This is a genomic window from Nocardia nepalensis (genome assembly GCF_048910785.1).
GTDB classification, from domain to species: domain Bacteria; phylum Actinomycetota; class Actinomycetes; order Mycobacteriales; family Mycobacteriaceae; genus Nocardia; species Nocardia nepalensis.
The window spans coordinates 356,648-378,525 of sequence record NZ_JBKBET010000020.1 but is presented as its reverse complement, the minus strand read 5'-3'; the positions used below and the strand labels follow the sequence as shown (position 1 = coordinate 378,525).

The 21,878-nt window shown below is 66.8% G+C and carries 20 protein-coding genes and 1 pseudogene; 13 read left to right on the top strand and 8 right to left on the bottom strand.

Annotated elements, in window-relative coordinates; genetic code table 11:
- Positions 1-45 precede the first annotated feature (45 nt).
- A complete protein-coding gene (locus ACHQ4I_RS12920; protein ID WP_420771950.1) occupies positions 46-507 on the top strand; it encodes a DUF2231 domain-containing protein in 462 nt (153 codons plus the stop codon).
- On the opposite strand, the gene ACHQ4I_RS12915 is transcribed toward ACHQ4I_RS12920, so the two are convergent.
- The gene (locus ACHQ4I_RS12915; RefSeq protein ID WP_420771949.1) at positions 504-1,157 is read right to left on the bottom strand and encodes a response regulator; all 654 of its coding nucleotides are present in this window, start codon (positions 1,155-1,157) and stop codon (positions 504-506) included. The two genes, ACHQ4I_RS12920 and ACHQ4I_RS12915, sit on opposite strands and share 4 nt — an antisense overlap.
- A complete protein-coding gene (locus ACHQ4I_RS12910) occupies positions 1,154-2,317 on the bottom strand; it encodes a sensor histidine kinase (RefSeq protein WP_420772668.1) in 1,164 nt (387 codons plus the stop codon). Before ACHQ4I_RS12910 ends, ACHQ4I_RS12915 begins: the two co-directional genes overlap by 4 nt.
- Before the next feature lie 222 nt (positions 2,318-2,539).
- On the opposite strand from ACHQ4I_RS12910, the gene ACHQ4I_RS12905 reads away from it, so the two are divergent.
- Positions 2,540-3,448 (top strand): sterol desaturase family protein, encoded by a 909-nt coding sequence (locus ACHQ4I_RS12905; protein ID WP_420771948.1) that lies wholly within the window; start codon positions 2,540-2,542, stop codon positions 3,446-3,448.
- Here ACHQ4I_RS12905 and ACHQ4I_RS12900 read toward each other — a convergent pair.
- Complete coding sequence (locus tag ACHQ4I_RS12900) at positions 3,419-3,904, bottom strand: PaaI family thioesterase (protein WP_420771947.1); 486 nt, start codon at positions 3,902-3,904, stop codon at positions 3,419-3,421. The two genes, ACHQ4I_RS12905 and ACHQ4I_RS12900, sit on opposite strands and share 30 nt — an antisense overlap.
- 63 nt (positions 3,905-3,967) lie before the next feature.
- On the opposite strand from ACHQ4I_RS12900, the gene ACHQ4I_RS12895 reads away from it, so the two are divergent.
- Entirely contained in the window at positions 3,968-5,299 is a 1,332-nt protein-coding gene (locus ACHQ4I_RS12895) for an aminotransferase-like domain-containing protein (RefSeq protein ID WP_420771946.1), read from the top strand.
- Between the two features lie 108 nt (positions 5,300-5,407).
- On the opposite strand, the gene ACHQ4I_RS12890 is transcribed toward ACHQ4I_RS12895, so the two are convergent.
- The gene (locus ACHQ4I_RS12890) at positions 5,408-6,214 is read right to left on the bottom strand and encodes a nuclear transport factor 2 family protein (protein ID WP_420771945.1); all 807 of its coding nucleotides are present in this window, start codon (positions 6,212-6,214) and stop codon (positions 5,408-5,410) included.
- Between the two features lie 103 nt (positions 6,215-6,317).
- Between ACHQ4I_RS12890 and ACHQ4I_RS12885 the strand changes: the two genes are divergently transcribed.
- The 3 genes from ACHQ4I_RS12885 to ACHQ4I_RS12875 all read left to right on the top strand — a co-directional run bounded on the left by ACHQ4I_RS12885 (position 6,318) and on the right by ACHQ4I_RS12875 (position 9,048).
- On the top strand, positions 6,318-7,109 hold the full coding sequence (locus ACHQ4I_RS12885) for a phosphatidylethanolamine N-methyltransferase family domain-containing protein (protein ID WP_420771944.1): 792 nt from the start codon (positions 6,318-6,320) through the stop codon (positions 7,107-7,109).
- Positions 7,110-7,128: 19 nt separating this feature from the next.
- Complete coding sequence (locus ACHQ4I_RS12880) at positions 7,129-7,953, top strand: amidohydrolase family protein (protein ID WP_420771943.1); 825 nt, start codon at positions 7,129-7,131, stop codon at positions 7,951-7,953.
- A gap of 390 nt (positions 7,954-8,343) precedes the next feature.
- Positions 8,344-9,048, top strand: coding sequence for a DUF5995 family protein (locus ACHQ4I_RS12875; protein ID WP_420771942.1), 705 nt, complete (start codon positions 8,344-8,346; stop codon positions 9,046-9,048).
- A gap of 10 nt (positions 9,049-9,058) precedes the next feature.
- Here ACHQ4I_RS12875 and ACHQ4I_RS12870 read toward each other — a convergent pair whose 3' ends face one another.
- Both ACHQ4I_RS12870 and ACHQ4I_RS12865 read right to left on the bottom strand, forming a co-directional pair.
- Positions 9,059-9,934 carry an AMP-binding protein gene (locus ACHQ4I_RS12870; protein ID WP_420771941.1) on the bottom strand — a complete coding sequence of 292 codons (876 nt, stop codon included), beginning with the start codon at positions 9,932-9,934 and terminating at the stop codon, positions 9,059-9,061.
- A gap of 94 nt (positions 9,935-10,028) precedes the next feature.
- On the bottom strand, positions 10,029-10,565 hold the full coding sequence (locus tag ACHQ4I_RS12865; RefSeq protein WP_420771940.1) for a chorismate--pyruvate lyase family protein: 537 nt from the start codon (positions 10,563-10,565) through the stop codon (positions 10,029-10,031).
- A gap of 288 nt (positions 10,566-10,853) precedes the next feature.
- On the opposite strand from ACHQ4I_RS12865, the gene ACHQ4I_RS12860 reads away from it, so the two are divergent.
- Both ACHQ4I_RS12860 and ACHQ4I_RS12855 read left to right on the top strand, forming a co-directional pair.
- Positions 10,854-13,094: a helix-turn-helix transcriptional regulator gene (locus ACHQ4I_RS12860; RefSeq protein WP_420771939.1), complete on the top strand. Its 2,241-nt coding sequence runs from the start codon at positions 10,854-10,856 to the stop codon at positions 13,092-13,094.
- A gap of 13 nt (positions 13,095-13,107) precedes the next feature.
- Positions 13,108-13,857, top strand: coding sequence for a thioesterase II family protein (locus ACHQ4I_RS12855; protein ID WP_420771938.1), 750 nt, complete (start codon positions 13,108-13,110; stop codon positions 13,855-13,857).
- Here ACHQ4I_RS12855 and ACHQ4I_RS12850 read toward each other — a convergent pair.
- Positions 13,833-15,101, bottom strand: coding sequence for a hypothetical protein (locus ACHQ4I_RS12850; protein WP_420771937.1), 1,269 nt, complete (start codon positions 15,099-15,101; stop codon positions 13,833-13,835). The two genes, ACHQ4I_RS12855 and ACHQ4I_RS12850, sit on opposite strands and share 25 nt — an antisense overlap.
- 304 nt (positions 15,102-15,405) lie before the next feature.
- On the opposite strand from ACHQ4I_RS12850, the gene ACHQ4I_RS12845 reads away from it, so the two are divergent.
- The 5 genes and pseudogenes from ACHQ4I_RS12845 (at position 15,406) to ACHQ4I_RS12825 (ending at position 21,173) form a co-directional block, all read left to right on the top strand.
- On the top strand, positions 15,406-15,693 hold the full coding sequence (locus ACHQ4I_RS12845; protein WP_420771936.1) for an acyl carrier protein: 288 nt from the start codon (positions 15,406-15,408) through the stop codon (positions 15,691-15,693).
- Entirely contained in the window at positions 15,690-16,826 is a 1,137-nt protein-coding gene (locus ACHQ4I_RS12840) for a 3-oxoacyl-[acyl-carrier-protein] synthase III C-terminal domain-containing protein (protein ID WP_420771935.1), read from the top strand. Before ACHQ4I_RS12845 ends, ACHQ4I_RS12840 begins: the two co-directional genes overlap by 4 nt.
- Positions 16,827-16,855: 29 nt before the next feature.
- Positions 16,856-19,351, top strand: a pseudogene (locus ACHQ4I_RS12835) (type I polyketide synthase); the annotation flags it as partial.
- 3 nt (positions 19,352-19,354) lie between these two features.
- Complete coding sequence (locus ACHQ4I_RS12830) at positions 19,355-20,653, top strand: protoporphyrinogen/coproporphyrinogen oxidase (RefSeq protein ID WP_420771933.1); 1,299 nt, start codon at positions 19,355-19,357, stop codon at positions 20,651-20,653.
- Positions 20,654-20,828: 175 nt separating this feature from the next.
- The gene (locus ACHQ4I_RS12825; protein ID WP_420771932.1) at positions 20,829-21,173 is read left to right on the top strand and encodes a hypothetical protein; all 345 of its coding nucleotides are present in this window, start codon (positions 20,829-20,831) and stop codon (positions 21,171-21,173) included.
- Here the strand turns inward: ACHQ4I_RS12825 and ACHQ4I_RS12820 are convergent.
- Positions 21,163-21,870: an endonuclease/exonuclease/phosphatase family protein gene (locus ACHQ4I_RS12820; protein WP_420771931.1), complete on the bottom strand. Its 708-nt coding sequence runs from the start codon at positions 21,868-21,870 to the stop codon at positions 21,163-21,165. The two genes, ACHQ4I_RS12825 and ACHQ4I_RS12820, sit on opposite strands and share 11 nt — an antisense overlap.
- Positions 21,871-21,878 lie beyond the last annotated feature (8 nt).

Sequence of the window (21,878 nt, the reverse complement as noted above, 5' to 3'; positions counted from 1 at the left end):
GGGCCGGCACCGCCACGGCGGTCGATAACTCCAGGAGCGCGCCTCATGTCGACGATCAACGGTCTACCCGCCCATGTGCTGCTGGTACACGTCATTGTCGTATTCGTGCCGCTGACCGCGGGTCTGCTGATTTTGTCGGCACTGTGGCCCGCGGCGCGCCGTCGGTTGATCTGGCTGGTCACGGCGCTGGCCGCGATCACCGTCGCGCTGACGCCGGTGACAACGGAGGCGGGGGAATGGCTACAGCACAAGCTCGGCGGCTCACCCGCGATCGATGTGCACGCGGACCGGGGCAACATGATGATCTATTTCGTGGTGCCGCTACTGCTCGTCGCGGCCTTGCTCATTGTCGTGCACCTGCGAGCCGAGCGCGGGCGGCCGGTGGCCCGCGTCATTACCGTGCTGGTCGCGGTGCTGGCGATCGCCGCGGGCAGTGCGGCGATCGTGCAGGTCTACCGGGTCGGGGATTCCGGCGCGCATGCCGTCTGGGGAGCCCAGGCGTTCTAGGGTGAGACCAGACCGTGCTTGTGCGCGTACACCACCGCGTGAATGCGATCGCGCACACCGAGTTTCGCGAGCACCCGGGACACGTGCGTCTTGACCGTCTCTTCGCCGACCCCGAGGGCCGCGGCGATCTCGGCATTGCTGCGGGCATCGGCCAAGAGCAGCAACACTTCTCGCTCGCGTGCGGTGAGCTGATCCACCTCCGGCGGGGCTTTCGGCGGCGCGAGCGTGCCGGCGAAGCGTGCCATCAGGCGTCGCGTCATGGACGGATCGATCAGCGCGTCGCCGCGGGCCGCGATGCGGATGGCGGCCACCAACTCTTCCGGCGGCAGGCTCTTCAGCAGGAATCCGCTCGCTCCCGCCTGGAGCGCGCGGTAGAGGTTGGCTTCGCTGTCATAGGTGGTGAGCACCAGGACGCGGGTGCCGCCCGCCGCGACAATGGCCGAGGTGGCCGCGAGCCCGTCCAGCTTCGGCATCCGCACGTCCAGGATCGCGACATCCGGTCGCAGCCGGGCGGTTTCGGCGATCGCGTCGCGGCCGTCGCCGACCTCGGCGATGCATTCGAGATCGGGTTGACTGTCGACCACGGCGCGCAGTCCGGAGCGGAACATGCTGTGGTCGTCGGCGATCAGCACGCGGACCGGTGCGTTCACGATCCTCCGATCGGCAGGGAAACCGTTGTGTGCCAATGAGTTTGGGTGCTGTCGGGACCGAATCGCAGCTCGCCGCCGAATAATTCGGCGCGCTGGCGGATACCGCCGAGGCCGCGGTGCTCGGCCGCGTCGTCCACGTCGGTGGTGTCGGCGAGCGGGTTGACCGTCTCCAGTACCACGCGATTCGGCCGGTAGTCGACGAGCAGGTCCGCGTGTACGCCGTCACCGTGGCGCAGGGCGTTGGTCAGCATCTCCTGCACGATGCGATACAGCGTCAGGTTCAGCGAATCCGGCAGCTCGACCGCGGCACCGCGCACGGTGAATTCGACGGCCAGACCGGCCGCGCGCACGCGTTCCAGCAGGTCATCGATATCGGCGAGTCCGGGCTGTCGCTGACCGTCCTCCTCGCGCCCGTGCAACAGATCGAGTTGGCGCCGCAGGTCGACCATGGCCGCCCGGCTGCTCGATTCCACCGCGATCAGCGAGCGGGTGGCCGCGGCATTGCCGGTGTCGGCCATGGCCATTCGGGCCGCACCGGCATGGATGCCGATGGCACTGACGTGATGGGAGATCACATCGTGCAGATCTCGGGCAATGGCGGCACGTTCCTCGGCCACGGCGCGGGCCAGCGCGGTCCGCTGCTCCTGCTCGCGCAGTTTGGCCTGCTGCTCGAGATCGGCGATATAGGCGCCCCGGGCCGCCGTGTATCGGCCGACCAGCCACGGCACCACCCCGGCCGATACCGTCGAGGCCAGCAACAGCCGCCAATCGTGTGAGGTATTGCTGCCGACGAGCAGATGGGCGGCCGTGAAGCCCGTGCACAGAGTGATGACTGTCGCCACCGATTTCGGGCCGACCATCCAGGCTCCGGCCCGATATCCGGCCACCAGGAATCCGACATCGGCGAACCGGGCTGCGAATCCGTGCCGGTGCAGCATCACCGCCTCCACCAGCCGCAGCGCCACCTGGATCACGGCCACCGCACCCGCGGTGCGCGGCGGCGCGGCCAGCGCCAGATCGGCCGCGACGATCCCGATCAGCACCGCGGCGGCCTGCCACGGCGCCACCGAGAAGATCCCGTTCAGCGCCAGCATCGAGGCATCGACGGCCGCCGCCGCCACCGCGACCACCAGCGATTGGCGAGCCAGCGATCTGCTCACATCCAACAGTTCGCCACCACCTTCGCGCCGTCCGACAGTCCAGGTCGAGCCGTCCGCGGGCGATCCTACCCAGCATTGGTCTCTATGCCCTCGACCGCACTCTGCCCGGATACGCGGCGCGGTGCATCCCCCGCGCGAGGGACGGCCGATCCCTCGCCAGCGCGATGTTTGCCCAGGCCAGCGCCCGTAACGTGACGGTGTACGCAGAGCGGAGGAGACATTGTGAACGGTGCGCAGTTGTTCATATACGCCATACCGGCGTTTGCCGTACTCATGTTCGTGGAGTGGATCGACTACCGCCGCGATCCGGATCGCCCGGCCAACGGCCACTCCGGGCGGGACATGGCCTCCAATATCACCACCTACCTGCTCGGCCGATTCCTGAAGCCGGTGACGCAGTACCTGATTCCGTTCTCGGCGGTGGTGCTCGCCGCCGCCATCACGCCGCTGCACCTATCGCCGCGCACCTGGTGGGTGTGGGTTCTCGGGCTGGTCGTCACCGATTTCTGCTACTACTGGGCGCATCGCGCCGACCATCGGGTCCGGCTGCTGTGGACCGCGCACAGCGTGCACCACTCCAGTCAGTACTTCAATCTCTCCACCGCCATCCGCCTGCCGTGGGTGCATCCCGCGGCCAGCATCGTGCGCGGATTCGCCTGGGTGCCAGCGGCCTTGATCGGCCTGCCGCCGTGGATGATCTTCCTGCTGCAGACCATCGGGCTGCTCTACCAGTTCCCGATCCACACCCAGCGCATCGATACCCTGCCGCGCCCGATCGAATTCCTGTTCAATACCCCGGCCCACCACCGGATCCACCACGGCTCGAATCAGCCCTATATCGACAAGAACTACGGCGGCGTCTTCATCGTCTGGGACCGCATGTTCGGCAGTTTCGCCGCGCAGAGCGAACCCATTCGCTACGGCCTCACCAAGAACATCGGCACCGACAACCCGCTGAAGGTCAACTATCACGAACTCGGCGCACTGATCAGCGATGTGCGCCACGCGAATACGTGGAAGGGCCGTCTCGGCTACATCTTCGGTCCGCCCGGCTGGACCGAAGCGGCTCGGCCCGAAACGACCACGGCGCTGCCCATGGAGTCAGCGGCCGAGGGATCGGTTGCCGCGTAGCGTGGTGACAACGCTGGTGACTGTGGCGACCTGTTTGCCGTCGCCGCGGACCACCTCGCAGGTGTAGTGGGTGATGGTGCGTCCGCAGTGGCTCGGTCGTGCGGTGGCGCGCAGGGTATCCCGCCAGACCGGGCGCAGGAATACGGTGCGCAGGTCGATGCTGGTGAACGATTCGTCGGCCCCGACCACGGTGGAGTGCGCGGTCCCGATCGCGGCATCGGCCAGTTCGGTGATCAACCCGCCGTGCACGGTGCCCTGCTGGTTGCCGTGGATCTCGGCGTCCACGTCCAATTCGACAGTGGCGCAGCCGTGTTCGATATCGACCAGTCGGATGCCGAGGGTCCGGGAGATGGCGGTCGGATAGCGGAACCGGCAGTGCAGCCCGGCGGTGGGCAGCCCGGCGACCTGCCTGCGCAGGAATTCCAGCACGGACAGCTCCGGTGTCGTCGTCGTCATGGACGTGACCTTAGGAAGAGCGGTCCAGGACATTCAAGAAATTGTCCTAGGTACAGTCGGGTGATGTCGTCGTATCGGGAGGTCGCCGCCCAGATCGCGGCGCAGATTCGCGCCGGACGCTGGTCGCCGGGCGAACGCCTGCCCACCCACCGGGCACTGGCGGCCGAGTGCGGCATCGCGGTGGCCACGGCGACCCGGGTGTTCACCGAACTCCAGCGGCTCGGTTTGGCGGTCGGCGAGCCGGGCCGTGGCACCTTCGTCCGGGACCGCTCGATCCGGTTGGTGCCCGCCGAGTACGGGCCCGGACCCGATACGGTGTCGGCGGATCTGTCTGTCACCCAACCGATGTCGCCACGCCGGGCCGAGCTCTTGCGCGGTGCGCTGCGCGATCTCGCGGGTGCCGGCGACCTGGATGCCCTACTGCGGCAACAACCTCCCGGCGGGCGCCCACGGGATCGCGAAGTAGCGGCGGCGTTTCTGGCGCAGCGCGGCATAGACGCCGATCCCGATCGGATATTCCTCACCGGCGGCGTCCAGCACGGCCTGGATCTCATTGTGCGCTCGGTGCTTGCACCCGGTGACGTCGTCGCGGTCGACGCGCTCACCTATCCCGGCTTCAAGATGCTCGCGCAGGCGCACCGCGTCGAGCTGGCTCCGGTGCCGGTTTCGCCGACCGGACCCGATCTCGCCGCCCTCGCCGAGCTGTGCCGTCGACGCCGGGTCCGGGCCGTGTATTCGATGCCGACGCTGCACAATCCGCTGGGTTGGGTGCTCGACGACGCCGCCCGCGAACATCTGGTGGCCATCGCTCGCACGCACGATCTGCTGCTCATCGAGGACGCCTCCTACGCATTCCTCGCCGCACCCGCACCCGCGCCGCTGGTTTCCCGGGCGCCGGAGCGCACCTATTGGCTTTCCAGCCTGTCCAAGAGCGTGGCCGCGGGGCTGCGGTTCGGGATGCTGGTCGCGCCGCCGAGCGGGCGGAACGTGCTGAAATACGCAGTGCGCGTGGCGATGGCGAGTCCGCCCGGCCTCGTCGCGGCGGTGGCGACGCGATGGCTGGCCGACGGCACGGTGACCGCGCTGGAGGCGGCGAGCCGCCGGGCCGCCGAACAACAGCAGCGGGTGCTGCGCGGCGAGCTGGCCGGTCTGGATGTCATCGCCCATCCGCGATCGTATTTCGCGTGGCTGTCGGTGGATCCGCTACAGCGGATGGATCGGGTCGCGGCCGAGCTGTCGCGTCGCGGTGTGCGGGTATCGACGGCGGATATCTTCGCGACCACCGCCCACGTACCACATGGATTGCGGATCGCGGTGGGATCACCCGCACCGGCTGACCTTCCGGACGCGCTCGCCGCGGTCCGCAGTGCCATCGATGCCGTGCCGCTCGGCTAGTGCCGCGTCCCGCGCCTCGGGTCCGCGGAGTTCCGTCGACCGTAGTCGAATGGTGGTCGCACATGCTGGATTCAACCGCCATATCACTGCGCTCGGCGAGCTGCTGGGCTAGCTGGAGTGGATGAAGATGCGGATGGCGGTGATCTGGCGGGTGTCGGCGGCGAATTCGACGAAGGCGACGCCGTGGGCCGAATCGAGTCGGATGCTGGCGGTTACCGTGCGACCTGCGGCGATCAGTTTGTCCCAGTGCATATTTCGGGCGCGGTTGGTGAATTCCTCCAGCGAGACCCGGGTTCCGGCGGGCAGTTCGATGATCGTGCGATCGCTGAGCAGTCGCCGCACCCGCGCGATATCGGTGGCGGCCGCGGCCGCGAACACCTCGGCCGCAGTGCGTTTGCCCGCTCGCCCGATGCCGCGCAGCGCCTGCATCATGCCGAGCATGCCGCCCAAGCCCTGGTTGGCGATCAGCTGCGGACCCAGCTTCAGTGCCGCGCCCAGTCCGGGCACGCCGGTGCGCAGCAACCGCACGATCATCGCGGCCAATTCCCAATGCGCCCCCAGCCGGGTGATCTTCCAGACGCCGTCCTCCTCGACCAGGTCGTAGCGCAGGTGCATCGGTACGGTCACCGTGGCGCCGGTCGACATGGTGGTGCGGATCAGCAGGTCGCGTACCACCGTCGACCGCCCGACGAAGTCGTGATCGATCTGGAAGGCGATCGTGTTCGGGCCGATGAAGGTGTCATAGAACCGTTCGATCGCCGCGCGGCCGATATGCGGGCGCGAACCGACCGGATCGTTGACGGCGGCATCGGCGGCGAACAGGTCCACCCAGGCCGCCTTGTCGTGCGCCGCCACCGCGCGTGGTGACGCCTTTACGGCCGCGAGCAGGTCCTCGGCTGTGGAATCCAGCGGCATGACAGTTCCTCCTAGCTACTGCGTCACATGGTAGAACATGTTCTAATTTCGGTGTCGCGGGTTCGGTCGGAACCGCTCGGCGCCCGGCTCGACAAGGACTCTCATGGACTGGTACACCGGCAACACCGCCTACGACACCGTGCTGGCGATCGCCTTCGCCTTCGCGGCATTCGTGCTGATCGGCGGCCTTTTCGCGCAGAGTCCGTATGGCCGGTTCGGCACCACCGCGATCGGCTTCAACCTCAACCCGAAGCTCGGCTGGTGGTTGATGGAGATTCCGGCGACGGTGGTCTTCGTGGTGTTCTACCTGACCGGCCCGGACCGGTTCGAGCCGACCTCGCTGGTGCTGGCCGCCATCTGGGTGCTGCACTACGGCAACCGCGGCTGGTTCTTCCCGCTGTCCATCCGCCAGGTCCCCGGCAAGCGCAGCAGCTTCAATGTCTCGGTGATCGCCGCGGGCACGTTCGTCACCGCGCTGCACGGCTACCTCAACGGCGCGCTGTTCAGCCACGACTACCTGCACCAGTACGGCACCGACTGGCTGACCGATCCGCGTTTCCTGATCGGTCTGGTCATCTACCTCGGCGGCTTCGCGCTGCTGGTCCGCTCGGAGTCGATCGTGCGCAATCTGCGCGATAAGGACAATCCGGGCGCGACCGAGTACCGCATTCCGCACGGTGCCGGTTTCCGGTTCGTCACCAGTCCCGCCTATCTCGCCGAGCTGATCGCCTGGGCCGGATTCGCGTTGCTCACCTGGTCCTTGGCGGGTGTGGTCATCTTCTTGATCACCGCGGGCAATCTGGTGCCGCGAGCCTTCGCCACGCACAAGTGGTACCGGGAGAAGTTCGCCGACTATCCGGCCGATCGAAAGGCATTGATTCCCTTCGTCATCTGAGGCGTCATACAGTGGCGTAATGGCGATCATCGATGCTTGGGCCCAGCATCCGACGGTACGGCTACTGCGGCACGAAATGCTGGATTCGCTGCGTCGCTGGACCGGCGACACCATTCCGGACCAGCCGCCGCCGGTCTCGATGACGCTCGCGGCGATGGATGCGGGCGGCGTCGATACCGCATTGATCAGCGCCTGGTACGGGCCCGAAGGCGTGCTGATCTCCAATGACGAGGTCGCCGGATTCGTCGCCGAATCCGGGGGCAGGCTGGTCGGCGTCGCCTCGGTCGACCTGCGCAAGCCCATGGTCGCGGTGCGGGAACTGCGCCGCGCGGTCACCGAGCTGGGGATGAAGGCGCTGCGCATTGTGCCGTGGCTGTGGGGTCTGCCGCCGAACGACCGCCGCTACTACCCGCTCTACGCCGAATGCGTCGAACTGGGCATCCCGTTCTGCACGCAGGTCGGGCACACCGGCCCGCTGCGCACCTCCGAAACCGGCCGCCCGATACCGTATCTCGACGATGTCGCGCTGGATTTTCCGGAGCTGGTCATCGTCGGCGGGCATATCGGCTATCCGTGGACCACCGAGATGATCGCGGTGGCAACGAAATACCCGAATGTCTACATCGATACCTCGGCATACACGGTGCGCAGGTATCCGCCGGAGCTGGTGGCCTACTTGAAATCTCACGGCCGTGGCAAGGTGCTCTTCGGCACCAACTATCCGATGATTCCGCCGCAGCGCGCCCTGGCGGGACTCGACGATCTCGGCCTGGACGACGAATGTCGCGAACTGTTCCTGTCCGGCAACGCGAGTCGCATTTTCGGCCTGGGGAAGTCCGACTGAGAGAAATCGTCGTTGTCTGGTAAGTATGGTGACTTGCCAGTATATTTGGGCAGTACGTGAAGTCGGCCGTCGAATTGGGGCGTCGGTTTGATACAGGCACGTAGTAACCAACCGTCTCCGCCCGGTGCGAGCCGTAAGTCTCGCCGCTGCTTCGATATGGAACTTCTCGGTGGCGAAGAGATCGTCGCCACCAGGGCGGGCGGGTGGTGTTCGCGATGCAGGTCACGTCGATACACGCACGTCGCGAAGCTATAAGTCCACGGCCGCAACCCATCTGGATCGCGGAGCCGCGCCGCCTGTCGCCGCGCCCGCAGCATCGCCTCATGAACCGGCGTGTCGAATTTCGAACCGGTAGTGAAACGACGAACGATCCCCGCGGAGGAGGACATCATGAAGACTACCCAGATTCCCGGACCCGTCGAAGAGGTCATCCGGCGGATGCGCACCATCAAGGACGAACTCGATCCGCGAGACGGAGTCGCAAGCTTCAACAACATGTACCTGCGCGTCACCGAATTGGTGGGACAGCAGATTACGGAAGGATTCTTCGCGGACCCGGAATTCGTCGAACGCCTCGATGTGAACTTCGCGCAGCTGTATTTCGACGCGATCGACGCCGCCAAACGGGGCAAGCGGCCCAACCCGGTCTGGAAACCGGTCTTCGATTGCCGGTCCAACCGCATCGTGTGGCCATTGCAGTTCGCGCTCGCGGGCATGAATGCCCATATCAATCATGATTTGGCGGTCGCGGTGGTCGAGACCTGCAAGGAGCGGGCCACCACGCCCGACACCAAACCGGTACATGCCGACTATCTGAAGGTCAACAAACTGTTGGCCAGGATCGAGGCGGAGGTCCGGGCGGAATATGAGCCCGCGCTGCTGAAGTTGGCGACCAGGGATGCCGAAGCGCTCAAACACATCTTCAGCAGTTTCAGCATCAGCAGCGCCCGAGACAGCGCTTGGGCCACCACGCAGCTGCTCTGGATACAGCGCGACAACCGCCTGCTCTTCGGAATGACGCTGCGCACCCTCGAGGAAACCGTTGCCGCTGCCGGTCGAATGCTGCTCACACCGGTCGTTCCCCCGCCAGCATGACCGACGGCGCCTACGGAACAAGGAGATTGAGCAATGGCGCCTGGCGCAGTAGTTCGGCGGGGCCGCCGGCGAGACCCGCGGTGAGACACACCCGCGCGGGCGCGCCGATCCCGGCCAGCAGCGTGTAGTCGTGCCCGGCTTGGTCGAGCACTTCGTCGGGGGCGAATCCGGCCAGCCGGGCGCTACCGCCGAGCGCGATGACGCCGAGGACACACAGGATGTGGGCATAGCTGTAGGCCAGCGGCACCGGGAGCGGATGTAGTCCGCCCCCGGCGAACATGCGCTGGAAGCAGGACAGTACCGACCAGACCGAACTGCGCTGGGTCGCAAGCACTTGCGAGGGTCGGGCCAGGGTGCGTCGCGTGTAGAGAATCCAGGCCGGATCGTCGATACCATAATCGTCGCGGGGCAGCGCGGCGGGTTCGGTGCTCGCCAGATCTTCGAAGTGTGCGCACCACCCCGGAATTGAGGTCGTGCTGCCGTCCTCGGGGACGACTACCGTCAAAGGCGCTCGCGGCCGGTGTGATTGTAAGAGTCCCTCGGACAGGGAGGTGGCGAAGAGAGCGGCGGGCCGGTTCTGCTCGATGAGCCACCGTAATTCGTCGTCGCCGAGATTCGGGCTCACCGGGATACCGACGCCCCCCGCGCGGATTACCGCGATGGTGGTTTCCACCGACTCGACCCGATTTCCGAGACAGACCACAACACGATCGGCGGGGCGCAGGCCCGCCGCGACGAGATGACCCGCCATTCGTGCCGTGCGGGCCTCCAGTGTGCGATAGTCGACGGCCCGTAATCGGTCCTCGAATGCGATCGCGGCACCGGAATGCAGCGCGCGCTGGGTCAGCAACATCGGGACCGGGCGAAGTAGTTGAGTTCGAAACATTTTCACCTCGGTTGCCGTCGAAGATTAATCGCTCTATATCGCTTATCTTTTGGATACGACCGGGCGCGGGCCGGAATGGCAGGTTCCTGCTAGTTCAGCGCAGGAACCACTCGCGGATGACCAGCGCGGGTCTGCGGTTAATGTATATGCGATAACACCGGGCGCAGACGGCGTCGCTGGTGCGGCCGTAGAACAGCAGTTGCCGATACGACTCCGACGATGTGGTCTGCAGTGCGGCGCCGATCCCGGCCGATTCGGTCTCCAGTGCGGTCGAGAACGCCGCGGGCAGGCGTCCGAGTGCGATCAGGGATTCGGCTCTGGCATACCGGGTTCCGGTGCGGGCCCCGATCAGATCGACCTTGCGTACCAGCACTTTTTCCTCGGGTGGCACATCGAGCCAGCCGTCGCGATCGGCGAGCGCGGTCGTCTCTCGCTGGGCGGTACACCGCGCCTCGACCGGTTCGAGCACATGCGCCTCCAGGGTGCGGGTCACCGTGCCGTCGGTCAGCAGGACGCTGCGGTGATAGGAGCTCAGGGTCGCGGCGGAGACGTCGTGCCAGCCGGACGGGCGCGCGGCCGGTGCGTGGAAGTGCCGGCGCACCAGCACATCGGCCGCGAAATCGGTCAGCATTGTGGTGCCGCGCGGTCGGCCCGGCGCGGAACACCAGCCGGGGTGCGTTTGTGTCTCATGCTGAGAGTTTGGCGAAAGGCGTTGTGGCGCGGAAACCCCTAAAGCGTCCCCTATTACGAATCGTCTGCTGTTTCACTCTGCCTTGACAGCAATCTCGGGGTGAGGTTTCCTTGGGGTATCTGAATGATGCAGCGACAGTTGATGATCTGCTACTCACATGCGTGTTCAGTTGCGACAGAGCCGCCGTGACATTGCCATGCAATTCGCCTGCGACTCCGGGGACACAATATGGGAAAACTCGATCCGCCCGCGCGGGATAGCCCCTCGCCGCCCACCTGGAAGAATCCGAGTCCCGTTGTCGGCAAACCCGTTCCGGTTGTAAACAGGGCGACCGGTCTGTCTGCCGCCCTGGCCGACGATATATTCACCGTGGAATGCGAGGGTCCGATTCGGGTGGGCGCGCGGGGTGCGCTGCGCGAGGATGTCGGTCGGCAGGCGGTCAGCGATATCGGTGAGGCCGTCGTGCACCGGCTGCGCCGCGGCGGTGTTGAACATATGCGGGTCGGCGAGGCCATCGCGGTGCTCGGCGCGGCGAGTGCCATCGAGACCATAGCCACCGTGCTGCAACAAGATCCGGTGGCGGTGGACCGGGTCATCGCGCAACTGACCGCGAGCGGACTTGTCGAGGCGGGGCGGTTCCGGCATCGGGAGGTCGGCCGGTGCATACTGCGCGGGATGCGGGTCGATGCCCGCAGGCAGTTGCATCATCGCGCCGCGGCCGCCCTGTACGACCTGGCCGCGCCCGCGGCGACGGTCGCCGAACATCTGGTGCGGTCCGGGCAGACCCGCTATCCATGGGCGCCCGCGATCCTGCGCGTCGCCGCCGACGAAGCACTGGCATTGGACGAGATCGACCGCGCAGTGCACTGTTTGGAGCTGGCCTACCGCACCGCCGTGTACCCGGCCGACCGGGCCGAGATCGCGGCCGTGCTCGCCTCGATCGAATGGCGGGTCAATCCCTCGACGGCCACCAGGAATTTCGCCAGACTGCATGCCGCCGTGCGCGCGGGCACCCTGTCCGCGCCCGCGCTGCACGCCGCGGTGCGGTATCTGCTGTGGCACGGGCGGATGGACGATGCGCGCGCGGCATGGCTGCTGCTGGAACGGGATTCGCGACCCGAGCCCGCCGGTGCCCGAGCGCGGCACCGCGACGAACTCACCTTCCTGCGGTCCTGGATCGCCTATACCTATCCCGAACTGCCACTGCGCCAACCTATCCCGGACGCCCCCGCCCAGGCGGTGCCGCGTGCGCAGGACAGCATCGACGGGACGCCATCGCTGCACCTGGTTGCCGCGAACCTGCTGACCGCCATCGCCACGGACGCCGGTCGCGAGGCGACAGTTCCGGTGGCACATCAGATCCTGCACCGACATAGATTGGACTCCGCCACCGTCGAGGCCCTCACAACGGCGTTGGAGGGCCTTATCTACGCCGATAAGCTGGAAGTCGCGACCGCTTGGTGCGATGCCCTGCTCGCCGAATCGGTGGCCCGCACCTCGCCGACCTGGCAGGCGATCTTTGCCGGGCTGCGCGCGGAAATCGCGCTGCGCCAAGGCAGATTGGACGATGCCGCCGGATACGCGGTGCAGGCGCTGAACCAGGTGCCCGCGGGCAATCTCGGCACCGTTGTCGGCAGGCCGCTGTGGTGTTATGTCCGAGCGCTCACCGCGGCGGGCCGTTATACCGAGGCGCAGGCCCAGCTGGATCGCGAAGTTCCGTTGAGCCTGTTCGATTCCCGGCTCGCGCTGCCCTATCTGCATGCCCGCGGCCACCTCGCGCTGGCGACCGAACGCGTCGAGGACGCGCTGCTCGACTTCCAGCTCTGTGGTTCCCTGATGCGGCGCTGGAGTATGGATCTGCCCGCACTGGTGCCATGGCGCAACGATGTCGCGCTCGGCTATCTGGTGGCCGGTGACCGGCACCGGGCGCGCGGATTCGCCGAGCGGCACCTGATGCGCCTCGGCGACGCGCGCCGACACGGCACCGGTGCCGTATCGCTGCGGCTGATCGCCGCCACCGTCGACCCGTCGGAGGGGGTCGCGCTGCTGCGGCAGGCGGAGACGATCGCGCGGCGCAGTGACGATCGGCTCGAATTGGCCACGGTGCTCGCGGATCTCGGGCGTACCTATGAGTTGGTCGGCGAAGTGGACCGTTCCCGATCGCTGCGTCGTTCGGCGCTGCGCCTGGCCGTGCACTGCGGTGCGGAGCCGCTGGCGCGGCGACTCTCCGGTGACCAGTCGGATGCGGTAGAGCCGGTGCGCGCGGCCGAGGCACTGGACGTCGGATCATTGAGCGCGGCCGAACATCGAGTGGCCGAGATGGCGGCAAAAGGCTTGCGCAACAGGGAGATCGCCGAGGAACTGGAGATCACCACCAGCACCGTCGAACAGCATTTGACCCGGGTATACCGTAAGTTGAAGGTGCGTCGGCGCACCGAGTTGCGCTTCATGCTGAGCACCAAATGCTGAAGTGGACCGGCAGATGACCGAGCCGACCGTACACGAGCGCTGGCTGCAACGGTTGCGGCCGCACCCGCGCCCGCTGGCGCGCATGATCTGTTTCGCGCACGCCGGTGGTTCGGCGAGCTCGTTCGCGACGCTGGCACGGGCCATCGACGGGCCATTCGAGGTGCTGGCGGTGCAGAGTCCCGGTCGGCAGGACCGGCGCAGGGAGCCGTGCATGGAGACGGTGGCGGAGTTGGCGGCGGGCGTGCTGCCGGCCGTGCTCGAACGCACCGATCTGCCGATCGCGTTGTTCGGGCACAGTCTGGGAGCTGTGGTCGCCTTCGAGGTCGGTCGATTGCTGGAGGCCGAAGGTGTTGTGCCACAGCATATTTTCGCGTCGGCACGGCGGGCGCCGTCGACGGTGCGGGCCGAATCGGTGCATCTGCGTTCGGACGCCGGAATTCTGACCGAGCTGCGGTTGCTGGGCGGGCCCGGGATCGAACTGCTCGACGATCCCGAGATCGCCGCGGCCTTCCTGCCCGCGATCCGCAGCGACTACCGGGCCGTGGAGACCTATCGGTGCTCGCCCGGCGCTCAGGTGAGGTGTCCGGTGACGGCGCTGGTCGGCAACCGCGATCCGCGGGTGAGCCGGGCCGAGGCCGAGGCCTGGCAGTCGCACACCTCAGGGGCGTGCGAGCTGCGGGTTTTCCAAGGTGGCCATTTTTATCTCTGGGACCGGGTCGGGGAGGTCGCCGCCGTGATTCAGCGCGAGTTGGTCGAGGTCTGAGTGCTGTCGCGAGTGGCGTCCTTTACGGCGCGGATGAGTTCCTGATACGGGTCGGTGCCCGGCAGCGCGGCCGCCACGGACGCGTCGGGGCGCAGCAGTACCGCGGTGGTGCCGCCGAGCCCGTATGTCGCCGATACCTTGCCGGCGGGGTCGGTGAGCGCGCCGTCGGCATGCTCACCGTCGCGGGAGACCGCCACCGCCGAGAGCGGGGTGGTGTCCATCATGCGCACGTAGCCGAGGGCGTCGAGCCAGGTCGATTCGCTCTCGGCGTCGAACAGCAGCACGTACTCGTCCCGGCACAGCTCGAGTATTCGGGGGTCGTCGGTCTCCTGTTCGCCTGCCGTCGAGGGTGATTCGGCGGGGTGCCGTAGCTCGGTGATGTCCGCCAAGGTTTTGTCGATGGCCCGATCGATGCGTCGGTGCATCGGCAATGCGAGCAGGGCGCCGAGCGGCAGCAACGGCAGTGAGGTGCCGAGCCAGAGGGCGAACGCGGTCAACGTGGCGGCGCGCAATACCCGCCCCCGCCGGGCGGCCGCTCGGATCAGGCTGCCCCAACGCCGGAATACTCGACCGGCCAGCAGGTCCGCCCCCGCGATCGGATACACGACCTTCGTGCCGGAGATCTCGGGAGTTCCCGCGGCCCAGGCGATCCCGCAGTCACGGACCCGATCGAGTTCGCGCTTGTCGATACCGGCTCTGCCGAAAACCCCACGCGCCTCGCGCTTACCGCCCAGCAGCCAGCGCAATGTGGTGACCAGCGTGACGAATTGGGGCCGCGTGTCGGTCGCGACGACCGCGCCCAGGTGCCGGGCCCCGAGCGCGCGCAGGCGTCGATCGACCTCCACCGCGGCGGAATACCACATATTCCGACAGGCGATCACCGACACCACATCGCGATCGGCGAATACCTCGGGATGGGCGTTGAGCAGGGTGCGCATCGGCAGCGATGGCGCGAGGAACCACACCTGATAGGCCAGCACGACCAGCTCGTCCGGCGCCGAGTGCGGCTCCGAAACCGAGGTGTCGAGCGCGATTTCGGCCCGTTCGTCGACGCTGTCGGGAAAGACGCCGAAGAATTTTCCGATCGGCCAGGGGAACGGATACGGCCGAACCGGTGTCACCGGGACGTGGCGGATATGCCAGCCCGCCGCGACCAGCGGTTCGGTGAATGCCCTAACGGTATCGGTCAATTGGCCGGTCTGCGAGTACGAGAATATGACCGCGCGCTTGTCGTGCTGATCCATGACCATGGTGCTGCCCACTTTCGCCGGGCGGATTCGGAGAATTAGCGATGTCGAAAACTGTATCGGCGCGCGCATCGGCCGGTCAAGGCGCTAATTCTGCCGATAGGGGTTGCTGAATAGGGGTTGACGCAATCGAATTGTACTGTCGGACAACACATTTCGGATTGATCATCTTGACGGTCATAGGGGCCGATGCAAGACTTGGTGCAGGCCGTTCACCCGGCTCCCGGGCGGGGCCTATCTCAGCAGAATGGGGTAGCGCATGTCGATAGTAGACGAAATCCAAAAGGATATATTCGACTATTTGGATTCGCATTATGGTATCGAGCGGGACGAAATCAAGAGCCATTCGGCGTTGAACGAGCTCGGGATCGATTCGCTTGGCCTGCTCGCCATCGCCGATATTGTGCGGAAGAAGTACGGCATCGTCCTGGACGACGAGCGGATCGCCTCGGTGCGCACCTTCCAGGACTTCACCGACCTGCTCGAGCGGAAGCTGGCGGCGCGAGCGACGGGCCAGGCGGCGGTGGGCGACGGGCGGGCCCACGAAGGGACCCGGGAGCGCCGCGAATTGAACGGAGCGGACAAATGACCGCATACATCACCGCGACCGGCCGTTTCCTACCCGGCGACCCGGTGCCCAATGACGAAATCGAGGACTACATCGGCAAAGCCGGTCTCGCGTCCGCGGATCTGCGCGAGATGATCCTCGGCAATAGCGGTATCAAGACCCGCCACTACGCGATCGATAAAAGCCAGCGGACGGTGATGTCGAATGCGGCGATGGCCGCCGAGGCGGTGCGCGCGGCCGTCGCGCGTGCCGGTCTCGGCCCGGACGAAGTGGAAATGCTCGCCGCCGCGACCACCATGCCCGATCTGCTCGGTCCGGGCCACGCCAGCATGATCCACGGCGAACTCGGTTACGCGCCGATGGAAGTCATGACCGCACACGGGATCTGTAGCTCCGGGATGATGGCGTTGAAGGACGCCTATCTCCAGGTCGCGATCGGTGAGAAGAGCAATGCCGTTGCGGTGGCGAGTGAATTCGCCTCGCGCGGTTTCAAGAGTTCCCGGTACGCAGAGATGAAGTCGGTGATCGAAGAGGGCACGCTGCCGATGGAAACCGCATTTCTGCGGTACATGCTCTCCGACGGTGCGGGGGCGGCGGTGCTGCGGTCCGAACCGGAGCCGGGCAAGATCAGTCTGCGCATCGACTGGATTTCATTGACCTCCTACGCCAATACCGAACAGGCGTGCATGTTTCTCGGCAGCAATGACAATGCCTGCACCAAGACCTGGGGCGACTATCCGACCACCACGGCGGCCGCGCACGATGGCGCGCTCGCGATCCGGCAGAAGCTGTCGCTGCTCCCGCATCTGGTCGAGGTCGGCATACAGGAGTATCAAAGACTTGTTGCGGCAGGGAAATTCGATCCCGAGAAGGTCACCTGGTATCCGGTGCACTACTCGAGTGAGCGGATGAAGGAGCTGATGATCGGCGAGTTCAAGCGCCGTGACATCACTCGGGGTGAGATGGTGAACTGGTACAGCAACCTCACCAGAGTCGGCAATATCGGCAGCGCCAGCATCTACATCATTCTCGACGAAATGCTGTCCGAGGGGTTGATCAAGGAGGGCGACACGCTGGTGTGCATGGTGCCCGAATCCGGCCGCTTCATCATCTCGTTCATGCATCTCACGGCGGTGGCCGCGGACCGGGTCTGAGGTGTGCCGCCATGGCTGAGGAACAGCGGCTGCGCGAATACCTGCGGACCGCGGCCCGCGAATTGCAGCGGACCCGAGATCGGGTGCGGCAGTTGGAGGCTCGTACCTACGAGCCGGTGGCGATCGTATCGATGGGCTGCCGCTATCCCGGTGGCGTGCTCTCGCCGGAGGACCTCTGGGAGATGGTCGCCACGGGACGCGAGGTCATCTCCGGGTGGCCCGCCGATCGCGGCTGGGACTTCGACGGGGTCACCGATCCCGATCCGACCCGTTCCAAGATGGTGGAGCAGGGCGGATTCATCGAGGACGCGGGCGATTTCGATGCGCGCTTCTTCGGGATCAGTCCCCGTGAGGTATTGGCGATCGACCCGCAGCAGCGTCAACTGCTCGAGGTGGCGTGGGAGACCTTCGAGCGGGCGGGCATGGATCCAACCAGCCTGCGCGGCAGTCGAACCGGCGTATTCGTCGGTCTGATCGGGCAGTCGTACGGCACCGTCGACGGCGCGTATCGCGCGTTGACGACCGAGCAGATCTCCGGTCTGTCCGGGTTTTTGCTGACCGGCAAGGCAGCGGGTGCCGGCTCGGGGCGGATCTCGTATGTGTTCGGTCTGGAAGGTCCGGCCATGACGGTGGATACCGCGTGCTCCTCCTCGCTGGTGGCGCTGCATCAGGCCATGGCGTCGGTGCGGGCCGGGGAGTCGACGCTCGCGCTGGTCGGTGGCGTCACGGTGATGGCGACGCCCGATATGTTCGCCTCCTCGAGTGAGCGTGGCACCGCATCCGATGGGCACTGTCGCTCGTATGCGGCCGCCGCGGACGGGACCGTGTGGTCCGAGGGCGTGGGAATGCTACTGCTGGAACGGCTTTCGGATGCCGAGCGCAATGGCCATCCGATGCTCGCGGTGTTGCGCGGTTCGGCGGTGAATCAGGACGGCGCGTCCAATGGCTTCACCGCGCCGAACGGTTCGGCCCAGCGGCGGGTCATCCGAGCGGCGCTGGCCAACGCTCAGTTGTCCGCCGCGCAGGTGGATGTGATCGAGGGCCACGGCACCGCGACCGTACTCGGCGACCCCATCGAGGTGCAGGCGCTGTTGGCCACCTATGGGCAGGATCGGGACCGGCCCGCGCTGCTCGGGTCGATCAAATCGAATATGGGCCACTGCCTGGCCGCTGCCGGGGTGGCCGGGGTGATCAAGATGGTCATGGCGATGCGCCACGGCGTGGTCCCGCCGACGCTGCATGTGGACGAGCCGACGCCGCACGTCGATTGGGCGGCCGGGCAAGTGGAGCTGGTAACCGGAACTCGGCCGTGGCCGGATACCGGGCGGCCGCGACGGGCCTGCGTCTCGTCGTTCGGCATCACCGGCACCAATACCCATGTGGTGCTCGAGCAGGCCCCGGCGCAGCAGCTCGCGCCCGCGGCGGACGGTGCGCCGCCGGTGCTGGCCTGGGTGGTATCGGCGCGGTCGCCGCGGGCGCTGACCGGTCAGGCGGAACGGCTCGCGGCGCGATTGCGCGCGCATCCGGATATCGATCCGGTGGATGTCGGTCATTCACTGGCGGTTTCGCGTGCGCGGCTGCCGCATCGCGCGGTGCTGATCGGTCGCAAACATGATGATCTGCTGGCTGGTCTGGAATCGCTTGCGGCCGGACAGGATTCGCCGACAGTCGTGCGTGCGGTCGCATCGCCGGTGGCAAAGACGGTTGTGTTGTTTCCCGGTTCGGGGCTCGTCGGTGTCGGGCGCGGACTGTATGCCGACTTCCCGGTGTTCCGCTCGGCCTATGACGAAATAGATACGGCGTTTACCGATTTGGGGCGTCCGCTGCGCGATCTTGTGACGGGTGAGCCCGACTCGGTGACTCGGTTGTGGGATAGTCCAGAGTCCGCGCGGGCGGGGGTTTTTGCCGTCGCGGTCGGGTTGTATGAGTTGATGGCTTCGTTCGGGGTGCGGGCCGACTATCTGGTCGGGCAGGGGATCGGTGAGATCGCGGCCGGATATGTGGCGGGGGTGTGGTCGCTGGCCTCGGCGGTCGAATTCATCAGGGCGAGGGACGATCCGGCGGCAGTCGCGCGGGTGTGTGCGGGCGCGAGTTTCGGGGATCCGAGGGTCGCCATTGTGTCCAGTCGAACGGGGGAACAGGTCGGTCGGGACGAGCTGAGCGCGGCCGAGTACTGGACGGCGCAGGCTCGCACGGATGATCCGCCGTGGGAGGCGATTCGATGGGCGGCCGGGCATGCCGGATCGATCTTCGTCGAATTGGGTTGCGGCGCATGGGCGCAGCGGGTGCGTGAGATCGTCGTCGCCACCGTTGCCGCAGAGACAGATGTTGTAGTGACGTCGGTCTCGGGAACCGGGGGATACGGTCCCTCGGACGAGGCCATCTCGTTCGTGACCGCATTGGCCCGGGCGCATGCCGCCGGAACACCGATGGACTGGTCGGCGCTGTATGCGAGCACCGGTGCGCGGCGAATAGACCTGCCCACCTACGCTTTTCAGCATCGCACCTACTGGCTGGGCAGGTGAGGCGTGGGGGATGGCCAGCATATCGCGGTGGTCGGCGCGGGAATTTCGGGACTGGCGGCTGCCCATCGTCTCCAGCAGGCGGGCCACCGTGTCGAACTGATCGAACGCGAGCCGCAGCCGGGCGGGCGGTGCGGCGTATGCCTGCTCGGTGACCGGCCGATCATGGCGGGCGGGCGGCTCATCGGCCGCAAATACACCGCACTGCGTGAGTTTCTGACGGAACTGGGTCCCTTCGCCGTGGAGCCGTATCCGCTGCGGATGTCGCGGATCGTGGGCGGCGAGCTGTTCACCATCGACCATCGCGATCGCTCCGGCGGCCTGCGGCATCTGATCGAAGTGGGCACCCCCGCACCCGATGTCGCCAAGTTCTCCTACCTCGCCACGCGCGCGCTCACCGCCGACGGACTGCTCGAACCCGGCTATTTCACCAAACTCGCCGCACACAGCGACCATAAACCGCTCAGCGAACACTTCGGCCCCGCGCTCACCGCAATCCTGTTGCGCCCCATGACCGTATGGACCCACGGTGCCGAACCCGAGGAGGTCTACCTCGGCGCCTTCGGTGCGACGCTGGCGACGGTGCTCGACGACTTCGACCGTCTCACCGACGGTATCCAACCGGTCTTCGACGCGATGTCGCGACGGGTCGTCCTGCGCACCGGCGCCACCGCGAACCGCCTGCTGGTGCGCAACGGCCGGGTCCGCGGACTCGCCGTCGCCGAAAACGGTGCTGCGCCAATCGAACACCGCTACGACGCGGTCCTACTGGCAACTCCGGCGCCGGCCGCCGCCGAGCTGGTCATCGACGAATTCCCCGCCGTCGGCAAGCTGCTCGCGCAGATCAGGTACCTCCCCGCCGCGGTCGCGGTCGTCGAATACGACCGCGATATCTTCGCGCCCGACGTCTGGGGCATCACCTTCGACGACGGCCCCTGCCGCGCCGTCGGCCCGGAGAGCCCGACCCGCCGCGATACCGTCCGCTACATCTTCGCGGGACGCGACGCACGCCCCCTCCCAACCGCCAGATCCTTCGAAACCTGGCTCACCCGAGCCGAACGCGCCGTCACCGAGCACTGCGCCGCAACCGGCGCTACCCGCCGCCATCGCGTAACCCGCAGCTGGGAAACCGCCTACTGCGCCTACCTCCCCGACCACGGCGACTTCACCGCCAAACTCCGCCACGAAATCACCGCCTGTACCGGCCTGGCCGTAGCGGGCGACTACCTCCTCGGCACCTCACTGGAAGCCTGCTTCCGCTCCGGCACCACCGCCGCCGACGACCTGCTGGCTCAACTCGCGTGACGCCCATTGCACCCCGTTAACTCGGCGAAGGACCCGCGCGATACTCCACATGAAGCCCCGGACCATCCCCTTCGGTCCGGGGCTTCGCCATCGATGTGCGGCGGCGCGATTCGCATGGGACGCTGCACGCATGTTGGAATCGCCGAACCTTACGGGGCAGGGCAGGGTTGCGTCCGTGTTGCGGTTTACGGTCGAGCTCATTGCTTGGATCGCGACGCCGTGGGCGGTGGCCGCGCGTTTCGATTCGGTTTTCCTCGCGGTGTTGTCGGTGGTGGTGCTGATCGGCCTGCCTACGGTGTTCAGCACGCCCGGCGACAAGAAGCAGGTACTCCTCGCCGCGCCGGGGTGGGTCACGATCGCCCTTGTCGTCCTGCAACTGGTCGCGGCGGTGCTGAGCGCCTGGGTCATCTGGCCGAGCTGGATCGCCGTCGTCGTCCTGGTGTTGGCGGTGCTGACGGTGATCGCGGAGCTGCCGCGCTGGTGCTGGCTGTGGCGCGCTGGGGGTCGCCTCAAACAGTGATGGTGGCGCGGAGGTAGTTATGGTCCGAGAGACCGCCGACCGCCAGCACGGCCGCGTCCTGCACGGTGGCGCCGTGGACGACCACGTGGTCGATGAATTGTGACTTCGTGCCCGAGGTGCGCGGGAGTGTCGGCAGGGAATCGGCGGGAAGGTCGACGATGGCGAAGTCGGCGCCGAGTGCGGATGCGACGGTGTCGCGGTCGATATTGAAGTCGCCGAGCAGGACGCTCACTCGATCCGGTGGGGCGAGTTCGGCCAATCGAGCCAGCTGGCGGGTGCGCCGCGGGTCGCCGGTCACATGGGTGGCCACGAAGACCATTCCGGCCGTTTCGACGGCCAGTGCGCCCTTGCCCGGATCGTTGTCGAAGGATTCGGCCGCGACCTCGCGGCCCGATCCGGCGACCACGAGGACGAGATGTTCGGTGCGGTCCTGCAGCGGACTGGTGCCGCTGCGCGGATGCGGGACGCGTGGGTAGCGCAGTGCGTGAATATCCCTGTCGGGCAATGCCGATCGCAGGCTCGCGAGTTGGTCACCGCTGACCTCCTGCAGGGCGATGACCTGTTCGGGCCGTCCGGCTATCCAGTCGGTCACCGCCGCGATGCGCACCCCTTCATCGGGCCAGCGCGTCGCGATATCGGAGCCCCAGTTCTCCGCGTGCACGCGATGTAGGACGTTCCAGCTGGCCACTGTGATCACAGAGCACG

Bases quoted from the DNA above. Each gene is read 5' to 3' on its own strand.
- ACHQ4I_RS12920 (WP_420771950.1), top strand. From the start codon at position 46: ATGTCGACGATCAACGGTCTACCCGCCCATGTGCTGCTGGTACACGTC.
- ACHQ4I_RS12900 (WP_420771947.1), bottom strand. From the start codon at position 3,904: ATGACGACGACGACACCGGAGCTGTCCGTGCTGGAATTCCTGCGCAGG.
- ACHQ4I_RS12895 (WP_420771946.1), top strand. From the start codon at position 3,968: ATGTCGTCGTATCGGGAGGTCGCCGCCCAGATCGCGGCGCAGATTCGC.
- ACHQ4I_RS12890 (WP_420771945.1), bottom strand. From the start codon at position 6,214: ATGCCGCTGGATTCCACAGCCGAGGACCTGCTCGCGGCCGTAAAGGCG.
- ACHQ4I_RS12885 (WP_420771944.1), top strand. From the start codon at position 6,318: ATGGACTGGTACACCGGCAACACCGCCTACGACACCGTGCTGGCGATC.
- ACHQ4I_RS12880 (WP_420771943.1), top strand. From the start codon at position 7,129: ATGGCGATCATCGATGCTTGGGCCCAGCATCCGACGGTACGGCTACTG.
- ACHQ4I_RS12875 (WP_420771942.1), top strand. From the start codon at position 8,344: ATGAAGACTACCCAGATTCCCGGACCCGTCGAAGAGGTCATCCGGCGG.
- ACHQ4I_RS12870 (WP_420771941.1), bottom strand. From the start codon at position 9,934: ATGTTTCGAACTCAACTACTTCGCCCGGTCCCGATGTTGCTGACCCAG.
- ACHQ4I_RS12865 (WP_420771940.1), bottom strand. From the start codon at position 10,565: ATGCTGACCGATTTCGCGGCCGATGTGCTGGTGCGCCGGCACTTCCAC.
- ACHQ4I_RS12860 (WP_420771939.1), top strand. From the start codon at position 10,854: ATGGGAAAACTCGATCCGCCCGCGCGGGATAGCCCCTCGCCGCCCACC.
- ACHQ4I_RS12855 (WP_420771938.1), top strand. From the start codon at position 13,108: ATGACCGAGCCGACCGTACACGAGCGCTGGCTGCAACGGTTGCGGCCG.
- ACHQ4I_RS12850 (WP_420771937.1), bottom strand. From the start codon at position 15,101: ATGGATCAGCACGACAAGCGCGCGGTCATATTCTCGTACTCGCAGACC.
- ACHQ4I_RS12840 (WP_420771935.1), top strand. From the start codon at position 15,690: ATGACCGCATACATCACCGCGACCGGCCGTTTCCTACCCGGCGACCCG.